This is a genomic window from Streptomyces sp. NPDC054047 (genome assembly GCF_055585065.1).
In genome coordinates this window covers 430968-444214 of record NZ_JBVJKV010000006.1, presented here as the reverse complement: position 1 = coordinate 444214, position 13247 = coordinate 430968, and the positions used below count along the sequence as shown (strand labels likewise).

Annotated in this window: 11 protein-coding genes; 4 read left to right on the top strand and 7 right to left on the bottom strand. The window is 71.0% G+C overall.

Annotated elements, in window-relative coordinates:
- The first annotated feature begins 13 nt into the window (after nucleotides 1–13).
- Nucleotides 14–487, top strand: a complete 474-nt coding sequence (locus ACZ6ZP_RS24420; RefSeq protein ID WP_383821145.1) for a carboxymuconolactone decarboxylase family protein — start codon at nucleotides 14–16, stop codon at nucleotides 485–487.
- Here ACZ6ZP_RS24420 and ACZ6ZP_RS24415 read toward each other — a convergent pair.
- Nucleotides 484–1422 carry an AraC family transcriptional regulator gene (locus ACZ6ZP_RS24415; RefSeq protein ID WP_351164435.1) on the bottom strand — a complete coding sequence of 313 codons (939 nt, stop codon included), beginning with the start codon at nucleotides 1420–1422 and terminating at the stop codon, nucleotides 484–486. The two genes, ACZ6ZP_RS24420 and ACZ6ZP_RS24415, sit on opposite strands and share 4 nt — an antisense overlap.
- 112 nt (nucleotides 1423–1534) lie before the next feature.
- Nucleotides 1535–2458 (bottom strand): NADP-dependent oxidoreductase, encoded by a 924-nt coding sequence (locus tag ACZ6ZP_RS24410; RefSeq protein ID WP_469408356.1) that lies wholly within the window; start codon nucleotides 2456–2458, stop codon nucleotides 1535–1537.
- Nucleotides 2459–2745: 287 nt separating this feature from the next.
- Between ACZ6ZP_RS24410 and ACZ6ZP_RS24405 the strand changes: the two genes are divergently transcribed.
- The 3 genes from ACZ6ZP_RS24405 (at nucleotide 2746) to ACZ6ZP_RS24395 (ending at nucleotide 5120) form a co-directional block, all read left to right on the top strand.
- Nucleotides 2746–3093 carry a DoxX family protein gene (locus ACZ6ZP_RS24405; protein ID WP_351164433.1) on the top strand — a complete coding sequence of 116 codons (348 nt, stop codon included), beginning with the start codon at nucleotides 2746–2748 and terminating at the stop codon, nucleotides 3091–3093.
- A 169-nt stretch (nucleotides 3094–3262) separates the two neighbouring features.
- A complete protein-coding gene (locus ACZ6ZP_RS24400) occupies nucleotides 3263–3778 on the top strand; it encodes a lytic polysaccharide monooxygenase auxiliary activity family 9 protein (protein ID WP_351164432.1) in 516 nt (171 codons plus the stop codon).
- A gap of 163 nt (nucleotides 3779–3941) precedes the next feature.
- A complete protein-coding gene (locus ACZ6ZP_RS24395) occupies nucleotides 3942–5120 on the top strand; it encodes a serine hydrolase domain-containing protein (protein WP_469408354.1) in 1179 nt (392 codons plus the stop codon).
- A gap of 62 nt (nucleotides 5121–5182) precedes the next feature.
- On the opposite strand, the gene ACZ6ZP_RS24390 is transcribed toward ACZ6ZP_RS24395, so the two are convergent.
- The 5 genes from ACZ6ZP_RS24390 to ACZ6ZP_RS24370 all read right to left on the bottom strand — a co-directional run bounded on the left by ACZ6ZP_RS24390 (nucleotide 5183) and on the right by ACZ6ZP_RS24370 (nucleotide 12915).
- Complete coding sequence (locus ACZ6ZP_RS24390; RefSeq protein ID WP_469408352.1) at nucleotides 5183–8047, bottom strand: NHLP bacteriocin export ABC transporter permease/ATPase subunit; 2865 nt, start codon at nucleotides 8045–8047, stop codon at nucleotides 5183–5185.
- A 1-nt stretch (nucleotide 8048) separates the two neighbouring features.
- Nucleotides 8049–10337: an NHLP family bacteriocin export ABC transporter peptidase/permease/ATPase subunit gene (locus tag ACZ6ZP_RS24385; protein ID WP_469408349.1), complete on the bottom strand. Its 2289-nt coding sequence runs from the start codon at nucleotides 10335–10337 to the stop codon at nucleotides 8049–8051.
- Complete coding sequence (locus ACZ6ZP_RS24380; protein ID WP_351164428.1) at nucleotides 10334–11140, bottom strand: HlyD family efflux transporter periplasmic adaptor subunit; 807 nt, start codon at nucleotides 11138–11140, stop codon at nucleotides 10334–10336. Before ACZ6ZP_RS24380 ends, ACZ6ZP_RS24385 begins: the two co-directional genes overlap by 4 nt.
- A gap of 129 nt (nucleotides 11141–11269) precedes the next feature.
- Nucleotides 11270–11497 (bottom strand): type A2 lantipeptide, encoded by a 228-nt coding sequence (locus ACZ6ZP_RS24375; RefSeq protein WP_351164427.1) that lies wholly within the window; start codon nucleotides 11495–11497, stop codon nucleotides 11270–11272.
- A gap of 428 nt (nucleotides 11498–11925) precedes the next feature.
- Complete coding sequence (locus tag ACZ6ZP_RS24370) at nucleotides 11926–12915, bottom strand: TauD/TfdA dioxygenase family protein (protein ID WP_469408346.1); 990 nt, start codon at nucleotides 12913–12915, stop codon at nucleotides 11926–11928.
- Nucleotides 12916–13247: the final 332 nt, after the last annotated feature.

Below are 13247 nucleotides of genomic sequence, written 5' to 3'. Positions count from 1 at the left end.
CTAGGAGTGCACCATGGAAGCCCGCTTGAACCTCTTCGGCAGCCCGCTCGCGGCCAAGTCCCTGAAGCACATCGCCTCGGCGAGCAGGGTGATCATCTCGGAGTCGACGCTGCCGACCGCCACCCAGGACCTGGTGATGCTCCGCGCGAGCCAGATCAACGGCTGCGGTTTCTGCACCGACATGCACACCAAGGACGCCGCACACGCCGGTGAGACCTCCGTGCGCCTCAACCTGGTCGCCGCCTGGCGCGAGGCGAAGGTCTTCACCGACGCCGAGCGCGCCGCCCTGGAGCTGACCGAGCAGGGCACCCGTATCGCCGACGCGGCCTGCGGTGTCACCGACGACGTCTGGGCGAACGCCGCCAAGCACTACGACGAGGAGCAGCTCGCCGCCCTGGTGTCGCTGATCGCCCTCATCAACGCCGCCAACCGCCTCAGTGTCATCGTCCGGCAGCCCGCCGGGGACTATCAGCCCGCGGGGGCCTAGGCCGCCCGGCTCTGGCGCCGGTATCCGCCCGGCGCCAGGCCGTACTCCCGTTTGAAGGCCTTGGCGAAGGCGAACTCCGAGCCGTATCCGGTCCGGGCGGCCACGGTGGTCAGCGGGGCGTCGGACTCGCGCAGCATGCGGGCGGCGGTCGTCATGCGCCAGCGGGTGAGATAGGCCATCGGCGGTTCGCCGACCAGTGCGGCGAACCGCCGGGCGAACGCGGCGCGGGACAGACCGGCCCGCTCCGCCAGCGACTCGACCGTCCACGACGCCGCGGGGTCGTCGTGCATGGCCGTCAGGGCGGGCGCGACCGCCGCGTCGCCCAGGGCCGCGGCCCAGCCCTGCGCGGCGGCCGGGGGCTGGTCGTCCAGCCAGGCCCGCAGGATGTAGAGGAGCAGCGAGTCGATCAGGGTGGGCACGATGCCGTCCGATCCGACGCGGGGGTTCTCCAGCTCGGAGCCGAGGAGTTGGACGGCCGCGCTGAGCTCCGGATGGCGCCCGTGCCGCGTCGGCAGGTGGATCACCTCGGGCAGCTGGCGCACCAAGGGGTGCGGTCGGCCCTGGTCCAGGTGGTAGTTGCCGCACAGCAGGCTGGTCTCGGCGCCCTCGCCGCCGAGCGTGACCGAGCCGATCGGTGAACCCCCTTGGTACTGCTGGGCCTTGAGCTCCGCGGCCGGGGTGGAGGGGTGGTCGGCGAGGATGTGGCCCCGCCCGTCGCGCAGGAAGATCACGTCGCCGGGGTTCAGCGGGATCGGCTTGAGGCGGGGCGGCGCGTCGGGCAGCGGGACCAGCCAGCAGGTCCCGTACAGCACCACGTGGAACCCGGCGCCCGCGACCGGCGGCAGCCGCAGGCCCCAGGGGGCGCGGCCGTTGGTCCGTACGGACGCCGGGTGCCCGGTGCGCATCGAGGCCAGCGCCTCGGTGAGGATGTCCATCGGGCCTCGCCCTTCCTGATGCCGCGTGCCGCAGGTGCCGTGTGCCGCCGGTGCCGGATGCCGCAGGTGCCACGTGCCGCAGGTGCCGTGCCGGCCGGTGCGGTCGGCCTGTTCAGACCGTCAGGACAATCTTGCCCTGTACGTGTCCCGCGGCGACCAGCTCGTGTGCCTTGCCGGCCTCCGCCAGCGGGAACGTCTCCTCGACATAGGGACGGACCCGGCCCGCGTCGATCAGTTCGGCGAGCGCGTCGAGCCCGGCGGAGTCCGGCTCGACCAGGACGCCGGAGAAGCGCCGCCCCGCGGCCTCGGCGCGCGCCGCGAGCTCCCGGTCACCGTGTTCCAGGATGCTGATGAGTACGCCGCCGGGGCGCACCACGCCGAGCGACAGATCGCCCTGGGCCGTCGAGTCGAGGAGTACGTCCACGTCCTTGACGACCTCGGTGAAGTCGGTGGTCCGGTAGTCGATGACCTCGTCGGCGCCGAGGCCGCGTACGAAGTCGTGTCGGCCCGCGCTGGCTATCGCGATGACGTGGGCACCGCGCGCCTTGGCGATCTGTACCGCGAAGTGGCCGACGCCGCCCGCCGCCCGCTGGATCAGCACCCGGTCGCCCTCCTTGACGTCCGCCGCCCCCACCAGGCCCTGCCAGGCGGTGAGTGCCGCGAGGGGGACGGCGGCGGCGTGCACGTGGTCGAGCGAGGCGGGCTTGCGGGCTAGATCGCCGGACGGCACGGCGACGTACTCGGCATACCCGGTGGCGGCGCGGGGGAAGAGCGGCATCCCGTACACCTCGTCGCCCACCGCGAACCCGGCGTCGGCGCCCGCCTCTTCGACCACTCCGGAGATGTCCCAGCCCACGCCGAACGGCGGCTCGCCGAGCAGCGGGAAGGCGCCGGACCTGACGGCCACGTCCACCGGGTTGACGGCACTGGCGTGGACCTTGACGAGGACTTCACCGGCCTGCGGCTTCGGCCGTTCGGTCTCCACGACCTGGAGGACCTCGGGGCCGCCGACGGACTTCTGGGTCACTGCACGCACGGTAACGCTCCCTGGATTCATGCCTTGCTCGGCTGCCCGGACGGGCTGCTCTGCTCGATGTCCTCAACCCTAGGGAGATCGAATGAGCCGCAGAATGGCCTTCTGTCTCGCCTACATGTCCCAGCGTCTTGCGCCCTGACCTCTTCGGCCATGCGTGCCCCAGGTCACACCGTGAGTGGTCTTCGCCGGTCACAATCCCGCGTCGCGAACCGTCAGAGCAGTGAGGCAGTCAAGACGCCCGGCCGGAGTCACTCCGCCCAGGCATCCGTCCGATGGGAGCATTTCTGATGTCCACCGCCTACGTTGTCGTCACCGTCCTGGCCGCCGTCATGGTGGGCTTCTCGGCCGTGTCCGCCCTCCTCCGCGCCAAGTGGGTCGTGGAGCCCATGGCCGACTACGGCGTCCCCCTCTCGTGGCTGCCCTGGCTCGGCGCGGCCAAGGCCGCCGGGGCGGTGGGCCTGCTGGTCGGCCTGATCGTGCCGGCCATCGGCGTCGCGGCCGGGATCTGCCTGGCGCTGTACTTCGCCGGCGCCGTCATCACCGTGGTCCGGGCCCGCTGGTACGCGCACATCCCGTTCCCGCTGGTGTACGCGGCGCCGGTGGTCGGCGCCCTGGCGCTGGGCTTCGCCGCCTAGCCACAGCCCTACGAACAGCACCAGGAGCGCCTCAGTCGCAACTTCCGCACCACGCGCATTACTTGAAGGGTTGACTGAGCCCTGACAACCAGTATGGTCTAGGCCAATGAGTCGACCGAGGCGCCCGGTTGTCTCTCGCCCCTCATCCCCCCACCCAGAGGGAACAGAGATGAACAAGAAACAGAAACTGGCAGCCGCCCTGGGCGCGGGATTCGCGCCCGTGCTCGTCCTGGCCTCCGTCACCCCGGCCAGCGCGCACGGCTACGTCTCCTCACCCCCGAGCCGGCAGGCACAGTGCGCGGCAGGCACCGTGTCCTGCGGCGAGATCACCAACGAACCGCAGAGCGTCGAAGGCCCCAAGGGGCAGACGACGTGCAGCGGCGGCAACGCCCGCTTCGCCGACCTGGACGACGACGGCAAGGGCTGGAAGGTCACCGATGTCGGCTCGTCGCAGGAGTTCAGCTGGAAGCTGACGGCACGTCACAGCACCAGCACCTGGCAGTACTTCGTCGGCGGCAACAAGATCGCCGAGGTCGACGACGGAGGCGCCCAGCCGGGCGAGACCGTCACGCACAAGGTCGACTTCGGCGGACTCAGCGGCAAGCAGAAGGTGCTCGCGGTGTGGAACATCGCTGACACCGCCAACGCCTTCTACGCCTGCATCGATGTGAACATCGGGGGCTGAGCCCCTGAGGGGTGGCTCCCCCACACCACCCCGCACCATCCCGACCACCCAACCCGGCCTGCCGGGCCGCGGCGCCGACGCGCCGACGGCTCGGCAGGCCGGGCTCTTTCGCGCGCGGCACGAAATGAAGCCCACTGTCGGTGGGGGCTGAGATGGTGGACGTATGGCCGATCTGCGCAAGACCCTGGAGACGCACGTCAGCAACAGCTCCGTGGCAGGAGCGGTGGCCCTGGTGGCCCGCGGCGACCGGGGCGAGGAGGTCGCGGCCGTCGGGTCCGTCGATGTCGAGGGCACCGCTCCGATGGCCAGGGACTCCATCTTCCGTATCGCGTCGCTGACCAAACCCATCGTCGCCGCCGCCGTCATGATGCTGGTCGAGGAGGGCCGCATCGCCCTGGACGACCCGGTCGGAGAGTGGCTGCCGGAGCTGGCGTCGCCGAGCGTCGTCCGCACCCCGGGCTCGCCGGTGGACGACGTGGTCCCGGCGGTCCGCCCCATCACCGTGTTCCACCTGCTCGCCTCCCGCACCGGGTACGGCTTTCCCTCCGACTTCTCGCTGCCCGCGCTCGCGCCACTGTTCAGCGAACTCAAGCAGGGTCCGCCGCAGCCGCAGGCCGTCCCCGCGCCGGACGCCTGGATGGCCGCGCTGTCCCGGATCCCGCTCCTGCACCAGCCCGGCGACGGCTGGCTGTACAACCTCAGCTCCGACCTCCAGGGCGTGCTGATCTCCCGGGTCACAGGCGAGCCACTGCCCGAGTTCCTGGCGGAGCGGATCTTCGAACCACTCGGGATGACCGACACCGCCTTCTGCGTGCCGCCCGGCAAACTCGGCCGGTTCACCAGCTATTACGCGGCCGGGGCGGAGGCCGGACCCGAGCGCGACCCCCGAAGCGGCCTGGAACTGCTCGACGCCCCGGGCGGGCAGTGGAGCAGCCCGCCCCCGTTCCCGTCCGGCGCCGGCGGCCTCGTCTCGACCCTCGACGACTGGCTCGCCTTCGGCCGCATGCTGCTCGCCGAGGGCACCACACCGAAGGGCCACCGTCTGCTCACGCCCGCTTCCGTACGCCAGATGACCACCAATCAACTCACCGCCGCCGAGCGGGAGTCCGCCGGTCTCTTCCTCGAAGGGATGGGCTGGGGATTCGGCGGCGCGGTGGACGTCGAGACGGTCCAGCCGTGGAACGTGCCGGGACGCTACGGCTGGGTCGGCGGCACGGGCACCACGGCCCACATCACCCCGGCCACCGGCGCGGTCACGCTCATGTTCAGCCAGTTGCAGATGGGCGGCCCCGGCTTCCCCGACCTGATGCGGGACTTCTGGCGGTACGCGGCCGGGGCGTAAGGCGACAGACGGCGACTTCGGCCCCCTGCCGCTCCGGCGACCACTCCCTGCCGAACGGTCGGCTACTGCATCTGCCGCCGCACCAACTCATGCAACCGCCCGCCGGTGTCCGCCAACAGCTGGGCGGGTGGGCCCTGTTGGACGATGCGGCCCTCTGACATGACGATGACGCGGTCCGCGTCAAGGACCGTGGAGAGGCGGTGGGCTATGACGATGCGGGTGGCGTTCAGGGCGCGGGTGCTGTCGATGACCGTGCGTTGCGTCTCGTTGTCCAGGGCGCTGGTCGCCTCGTCGAAGAAGAGGACGCGGGGGCGGCGGATCAACGCCTGGGCGATCATCAGGCGTTGGCGCTGGCCGCCGGAGACCGCTCCGCCGCCGGAGATCATCGTGTGCAGGCCCATCGGCATGCGCTTGATGTCCTCGGCCAGGCCCGCCATCGCCGCGGCCTCCCACGCCTCCTCCTGCGTGAACGTCTCGGCGCCGCAGATGCAGTCCAGGATCGAGCCGGTGAGCGGCTGGGCGTTCTGCAGGACCACGCCGCACTGGCGGCGGACGGCCGCCTGGTCCAGGGCGGAGAGGTCCTGGCCGTCGTACAGGACGCTGCCCGAGACCGGCTTGTCGAAGCCGATCAGGAGGCGGAGCAGCGTCGACTTGCCGCAGCCGCTCGGGCCTACGACCGCCACGAACTCGCCCGGGCGGATGGACAAGGAGACGTCGTCCAGGACCAGGGGGCCGTCGTCCGCGTAGCGGAAGGACAGGGCGCGGGCCTCGATCTCGCCCTGCAGTTCGCCCGGCTGTGTGCTCGCGCCCCGTACCTCCGGCGCCTCGTCGAGCACCGGCTTGATCTGCTCGAACATCGGGAGGACCGCGGCGGCCGAGAGCAGCGCCCCGGTCAGCTGCGTGACGGACGTCAGGAGCATCGTCACCGCCGTGCTGAAGGTGAGGAACTCACCCGCCGTGAGGCTGCCGCGGGCCGGGCCCGCCAGGAGGATGAACATGATGAGCGTGCACAGCGGCAGGTAGACCGAGTTGAGGACCGTGGTGACGTTCTTGATACGGCCCGCGCGCTGTTGCAGCTCCCGGCTGCGGGCGAACTCCCCCGCCCATGCCGCGTACGCGAAGCTCTCCGCTCCTGCGACGCGGAGTTTGGGCAGGCCGCGCAGGGTCTGGAACGCCTGGTTGTTGAGCTTGTTGCTGAGCTCCACCAGGCGGCGCTGCCAGCGCAATTCCCACAGGCCAAGGGTCAGGAACACAGCCGCGATCAGCACCAGCATGCCCAGTGCGGCCAGGGCCAGTGGGACGCTGTAGAGCAGCAGCAGGACCAGGTTCATCGCGCCGACCGTGCCCGCCTGCAACGCGACGGGGCCGATGCCCGAAAGGACCCGGCGGATCGCGCTGACGCCCATCGCCGCGCTCGCCAGTTCACCCGTGGAGCGCGAGGCGAAGAAACGGGTGGGCAAGCGCAGCAGGCGGTCCCAGACGGCGGGTTGGAGGGCGCTTTCCATGCGGCCCTCCATCCGCAGGATGGTGAGGTTCTGCAGCAGCATGAAGGCCGCCGAGACGATGCTCGTGATCATCACCGCCAGGGAGACCTGGACGATGAGGCTCTTCTCGCCGTTCGGGACGAACACGCCAAGGACCTGGCCCGTCGCGACCGGCACCAGCGCGCCGAACGCGACCGTCACCAGACCGGCGATCGCCAGATTGCGTACGTCGCCGCCGGTGCCCCGCAGGCTGAAGCGGAAGAGCCGCCACGGCGTCAACGACCTCTCCGGCAGCGGCCGGTAGAACATCACGCCCTGCGGTTCGAACTCGTCCGCGTTGGTCTTGTCGATGCGCGTGCGCCGTCCGGACGTGGGGTGCACGGACTCGTAGCCGCCGCGCCGCCACAGCAGCGCGACCGGTGCCCCGCTGGCCGCGCGGTGCCCCACCAGCGGGCCGGTGTTCTCGCGCCACCAGCGCCCGTCGAGCCGTACGGCGCGGGTGCGGATCCGCGAGGCCACCGCGACCTGCTCCACCGGGTCGATCCGGTCGCTGACCGCGCCACCCTCCGCGGCCGCGGACAGCGTGATGCCCGCCGCCTCGGCGACCAGGCGGCAGGCCGCGTACGTGGCGTCGTCACCGCCCCGCGATGCGCTGCGGCGCGCACCGCCCCTGCCGGAGCGGCCGATGGAGTCGATCAGGGTGCGGTCGGCCTGTTCGCGGACCGTCTCACCCGCCTTGATGCCCGCCGCCGTGCGGTCCTCGTGGGCCCGCTCCAGGCGCTCGATCCAGCGGTCGAGGGTGGAGAGCAGCCGGTACTGCTGGTTGACCATGCGCTGCCACATGGCGGCATCCACGAGCAGATCGCCCGCAGCCTGTGAGCTGTAGGCGGAGCCGTACTGCACACTGCCCGGCGCGACCGGCATCCAGAGGATGTCGTCGTCGGTCACCACGTCGTCGGCCATGGTGCGGCCGTCGAGCGGTGCCTCGAAAAGCACCCGGTGGCTGCGTCCGATGCCGAGCGCGAAGGCGTGCTCCAGGAGGCTGAGGGCCTGGTCCTGGGTGTCGTACTGACTGGGGTACTGCTGTTCGTAGGCCCAGGTGTCGCCGTAGTCGGGGCGGTAGAGCTCGCGCAGCGGGATGCGGCGCAGCTCGCAGCCCTGGAGAGGGCGGCCGACGAGGGTGTGCTGGGGGCCTTCGACGGGGCCGAGCAGCAAGGTGCCCGGTTCGAGGCGGCCGAGGAAGTGCCAGTGGCCCTGCTGCACGGCGTCCACCGCGAACAGGTCGAGCGCCCCGGCCACGACCAGCCACAGCACCTGCGGGCCTTCGAGGTGCACGCTGCGCAGGCCCGTGCAGTCGGCCGGGGTGCCGAGCGCGCCGAAGGCGGCGGCGACCGGGTCGTCGTCGTACGCGGCCTGGGTGTACTGCTCCGGTACCGAGGTCACCTCAGTGCTCCTTGACCAGGTCGGCGTAGGGTCCGCCCGCGGCGACGAGGTGTTCGTGGCGGCCGCGTTCCACGACCACCCCGTGGTCGAGGACGACGATCTCGTCGCTGTCGCGCACGGTGCTCAGGCGGTGCGCGATGACGACGCAGGCGCAGCCGCGGCGGCGCAGGTTGTCGATGATGACCTGTTCGGTCTGAGCGTCCAGGGCGCTGGTCACCTCGTCGAGCACGAGGATGCTGGGGCGCCTGACCAGGGCCCGCGCGATCTCCAGGCGCTGGCGCTGCCCGCCGGAGAAGTTGCGGCCGTCCTGCTCGACGCGGCCGTGGATGCCGCCGGGCCTGCGGGCCACGATGTCGAACAGGCAGGCGTCCTTGAGGGCGGCGACGACGGCGTCGTCCGGGATGGAGGGGTCCCACAGCGCGACGTTGTCGCGGATGGTGCCCTCGAAGAGGAACACGTCCTGGTCGACGAAGGAGACGGAGGCGGCGAGCGCGCCGCGCGGGATGTCCTCCAGGCGCTGTCCGTCGATGCGGATCGTGCCCTCCCAGGGGCTGTAGAGCCCCGAGATCAGCCGGGAGACGGTCGACTTTCCGCTGCCCGAGCCGCCGACGAGCGCGACCTGCTGGCCGGGGCCGACCGAGAGGGAGAAGCCCGTCAGGAGCGGCTTGTCCAGGGGGCTGTAGCCGAAGGTGATGTCGTCGAGGGTGACGTGGCCCTTGAGGCGGCGGGTGCTCGCGGCCGGTTCGGGGCGCGAGTAGAGGGCGTCGACGGGGAAGTTCTCCACGTCCTTGAGGCGGGCGACGTCGGCGCCGAAGTCCTGGATGCGGCCCGCGACGCCGTTGAGGCGGGTGATCGGCGCGGTGAAGCGGGTGACCAGGGCCTGGAACGCGACGAGCAGGCCGATCGACAGGTGCCCCTCCACCGCGCGCAGGCCGCCGATCCACAGGATCAGCGCGCTGTTGAGCGTCGCGAGGGTCGGCGCGACCACGCCGAGCCAGGCGCTGGGCACACCGAGGCGCTGCTGCTCCTCCAGGGTGGTGGCGTGCTGCCCGGCCCACCGCCGGAAGTAGCCGTTCTCGCCGCCGGTGGCCTTCATGGTCTCGATCAACTGCAGGCCGGTGTACGAGGTGTTGGTGAGCTTGGCGCTGTCGGCGCGCAGCTTCTGTGTGCCGGTGGCCCGCAGCCGGATGACGATGCGCATCGCGACGATGTTCAGCAGGGCGATGCCGACGCCGACGAGGGTGAGCTGGGGATCGTACGTCCACAGCAGGGCCGCGTAGAGGAGTACGACGATGCCGTCGACACCGGCGGCCGTGAGGTCGCGCGCCAGGGTCTCGGCGACCGCGTCGTTGGACGCGAGGCGCTGGACGAGGTCGGCGGGGCTGCGCTGGGCGTAGAACGTGACGGGCAGGCGCAGCAGATGGCGCAGGAAGCGGGCGCTGCTGAGCGTGGAGGAGATGATGCGCCCGCGCAGCAGGTTCGCCTGTTGCAACCAGGTCAGGACCACGGTGAGCGCCACCATCGCGCCCATCGACGCGAACAGCGCGCCCAGCAGCGAGGTCTGATCACCGATCAGGAACAGGTCGATGTACGTGCGGCTGAGCGCGGGCAGGGCCGCGCCGACCGCGACGAGCAGCAGGCTGGCGAAGAGCGCGGCGAGCATGGTGCCCGTCGTGCCGCGCAGCCGCGCGGGAAGCGCCCGCATGACACCGGGCCTGCGCCCTCCGGCGCGGAAGTTCTCGCCCGGTTCGAGGACCAGGACGACACCGGTGAAGCTGGTGTCGAAGTCCTCGGAGGGGACGAAGCGCCGTCCCTTGTCGGGGTCGTTGATGAACACGCCGCGGCGGCCGAAGCGGCGTCCCATGCCGTCGTAGACGACGTAGTGGTTGAACTCCCAGAAGAGGATCGCGGGCGCCTTGACCTCGGCGAGCGCGGCCGGTTCCATCTGCATGCCCTTGGCCGTGAGGCCGTAACTGCGCGCCGCCTTCAGGAGGTTGCTGGCCCGCGAGCCGTCGCGCGAGACGCCGCACGCGATGCGCAGCTCCTCCAGCGGGACGTGCCGTCCGTAGTGGGCGAGGACCATGGCGAGGGCGGCGGCGCCGCACTCCACGGCCTCCATCTGAAGGACGGTGGGCGTACGGACGGTCTTGTGCCGCTTGCCCTTCGCCGCGGGACGCGGCGGAGCGGCGCGGCGGCGGCCGCGCTGCGGGGGCTCGGGGCGGTGTCTGCGACGGCCGCCGGGGGGCGGCAGTTGCTGCTGGTGCGCCGGGGAGGGGTGCGGTGCGGTCACGGAAGCAGCCAATCGATCGGGCGCTGCTCGGCGAGGTGGAAGGCGCCGCTGGCCAGGGTCATGGAGGTGAGCTCGAAGGGCGGGCCGCCTGCGGTCGACCACTTGTAGCCGGACTTGGTGCCGGAGGAGTTCTCCAGGCGCACGAGGACGCCCACGGGCGGCCCGTCCTTGGTGAACTGCTCGGCCAGTTCCTTGTCGCCGAGGAATCCGCTGATCTTCTGCTCGCTCTGGGCGGCTCGCCCGATCGCCTTCACGCGGCCGCGCAGCATGCCGTACTCCTGGGCGGGCACGGACTGGACCGTGAGGTCCACCGAGGCTCCGACGGGCACGGTGGCCGCGCTGTCCGCGGGTACGTAGATCATGGCGAGGAGGGGGTCGTCGTCGCCCGAGGCGCGCTCGACGGTCGCGACGTCGTCGCCGGTGGTGACGACGGTGCCGATCCTGGCGACCAGCGTGGTCACGCGGCCCGCGGCGATGGAGCGTACGACCTTGTCGCCCCGGTCAGTACGGACCTTGAGCACGGGAGCGCCGGCGGCGAGCTGCTTGCCTTCTTCGGCCAGGACGCCGGTCACCTGTCCGGTGACGGGGCTCTGCAGGACGTAACTGCCCTGGCCGTGGGTGAGGATGCCGGGCGCCTTGAGCGTGGAGGAGATCGAGCCGGTGACGGCCCAGATGCTCGCGGCGGCCATGACGACGAGGGTGACGGCGAGGACGAGCAGGCCCTGGGGTCGGGCGTAGCGCACCGGCAGGTCGAGTTCCTCGGGCGACTGCAGCTTGGACAGAGCCTGTTGGCGGAACTGCACGGAACGCTTCCCTTACTTTGCCTGTGGCGGCTACTTGCCTGTGGCGTCTGCTTTGCCTGTGGCGTCCGTGAGCCCCGGAACCAATGGTTCCGGGGCTCACGAATCATGGCGTCTCGGTGAGCGGAAGGCTCAGAGACCAGCGGTCAGGCCGGAGGCCAGGCCCGTGACGGCGCCGGTGTTGAGACCGGTCGCGCCCTCGACGGTGCCGACGACGCCGCCGACGACGCCCGAGACCGGGGCGATGGAGTCAACGGTGCTGGTGACGTTGCCCGCGACACCGGCGACGAGGCCACCGGAGACGTTGTCGAGGTCGGCGTCGGAAATCTCGAGGGTCTCGACCTGGGGGGTGTAGTTCATGGTGTGAGCTGCCCTTCTCATGAATGGTGCAAAGGTGTTTCCAAACACTGCGGAACCTGATGTGCGAATTCCGCGGTGGCCAGGATCAAAGCACGTTCGCACGTCGTACATCCAATCGACCAAGCGACGGCCGGCGGCGCCTGCGGCATCGAATCACCGCTGCGTGCAGGCATGTTCACCGCGCGGGGGCAGCTCCTTCACAAGATTCACAGAAGGAAATCCAGCGAGCGGAAGGACTCCCTCCACCAAAGCGGACACTCTCGCACCAAAGCGAAAGTTCTGTGGTCAATGCACAGGACTTTGTGTGGCGTCTTCGCCGAATGGCGTGACTGGGCTGCGTATTCGATGTGCAGGTTTATTGAAGGCGTGCCGAATCATGGCCGAAGGGGACACGGTCGTGGCCGCCGAAGGGGACACGCCCTCCTCGCTCAGGCCTCCGCGACCGCACCGTCGGTGGAGGCGCCGGAGGCGATCCCATGGCCGGGCTCCGGCACCGACTCCGGGGCCAGGAGCACCGATCGGCGGCCGTCGACGCCGACCGGCACGTCGCCGTCGACGGTGACGCGGCGCAGGGTGCGCTCGTGGGCGTCGGAGTCGTCGACTCCGTAGTGCTGCGTGGCACGGTTGTCCCAGATGGCGACGTCGCCCGCGCGCCACTGCCAGCGCACGGTGTTCTCCGGCCGCTCCACGTGCGACTGGAGTACGCCGATCAGGGCGCGGGAGTCGACGGCGCGGAACCCGCTGAGTTTCTGCAGGAAGTTGCCCAGGATCAGCGTGTGTTCACCGGTCTCGGGGTGGACGCGGACCACGGGGTGCTCGGTCTGGAACGTGACCGCGGTGAACACCTTCCGGTGCTGTTCGAGCGCCGCGGAGGTGGCGCCGGGGCGGGTGGCCGCGTAGTCGTAGTCGTTGGTGTGCACGCCGCGCACGCTGTCGGCGAGGACCCGCAGCGGCTCGGGCAGGTCCCGGTAGGCGGCGGCGGTGTTGGACCACAGGGTGTTGCCGCCGTAGGGCGGGACGACCTCGGCGCGCAGGATGGAGAACGCCGGGTAGGCGGGCACGAACGTGACGTCGGTGTGCCACTGGTTGGCGCGTCCGCCGTGTTCGTTGTCGATGCCGAGGGCGTAACGGCCGTCCACGGAGGGCACGGTGGGGTGGGCGACGGGGGTGCCGAGCAGCCGGGCGAAGGCCTCGTGGCTCTCCCCGTCCAGGTGCTGCTGGTCGCGGAAGAAGACGACCTTGTGCTCCAGGAGCGCGGCGCGCACGGCGGCCACGGTCGTCTCGTCCAGGTCACCGCCGAGGCGGACGCCGGATATCACCGCGCCGATCCGGCCGCCGACCTTCTGGACGGTGAGGGCGGGGCCCTCCACTACAGGCGCTACGGGTGCTGCGGCTGCTGCTACGGGTGCGGACGTCATGGTTCGAAATCCCTTCGGTGGGGCGGGCGTTGGATGCTGCTCGCGGAGCGGAAAGAGGTCAGCGCGGCGCAGAGGGCGTGGCTGTCCAGCCGAGGTGAGGCGTGCGGAGGTGAGGACGCGAGGGGCAGAAAGCCCGGGTGGCCGCGCGGCGGGGAACTGGTGACTGCGCGGCAGGGCCCGAGTGGCTGCGCGGCAGGGAACGGAGCGGCGGTCAGGCCACGTGCGGGCGACACGCCGTGGAGGCGAGGCGGCCCAGGTCTCCGTGGACCCGCGGGAAGAGCGGGGTCATCGCGGTCATGTCCAGGAGCATGGCCGCCCGCCGGAAGCATGGT

Coding starts and splice junctions, on each gene's coding strand:
- ACZ6ZP_RS24405 (WP_351164433.1), top strand. CDS start 2,746: ATGTCCACCGCCTACGTTGTCGTCACCGTCCTGGCCGCCGTCATGGTG.
- ACZ6ZP_RS24375 (WP_351164427.1), bottom strand. CDS start 11,497: ATGAACTACACCCCCCAGGTCGAGACCCTCGAGATTTCCGACGCCGAC.
- ACZ6ZP_RS24415 (WP_351164435.1), bottom strand. CDS start 1,422: ATGGACATCCTCACCGAGGCGCTGGCCTCGATGCGCACCGGGCACCCG.
- ACZ6ZP_RS24420 (WP_383821145.1), top strand. CDS start 14: ATGGAAGCCCGCTTGAACCTCTTCGGCAGCCCGCTCGCGGCCAAGTCC.
- ACZ6ZP_RS24400 (WP_351164432.1), top strand. CDS start 3,263: ATGAACAAGAAACAGAAACTGGCAGCCGCCCTGGGCGCGGGATTCGCG.
- ACZ6ZP_RS24395 (WP_469408354.1), top strand. CDS start 3,942: ATGGCCGATCTGCGCAAGACCCTGGAGACGCACGTCAGCAACAGCTCC.
- ACZ6ZP_RS24370 (WP_469408346.1), bottom strand. CDS start 12,915: ATGACGTCCGCACCCGTAGCAGCAGCCGCAGCACCCGTAGCGCCTGTA.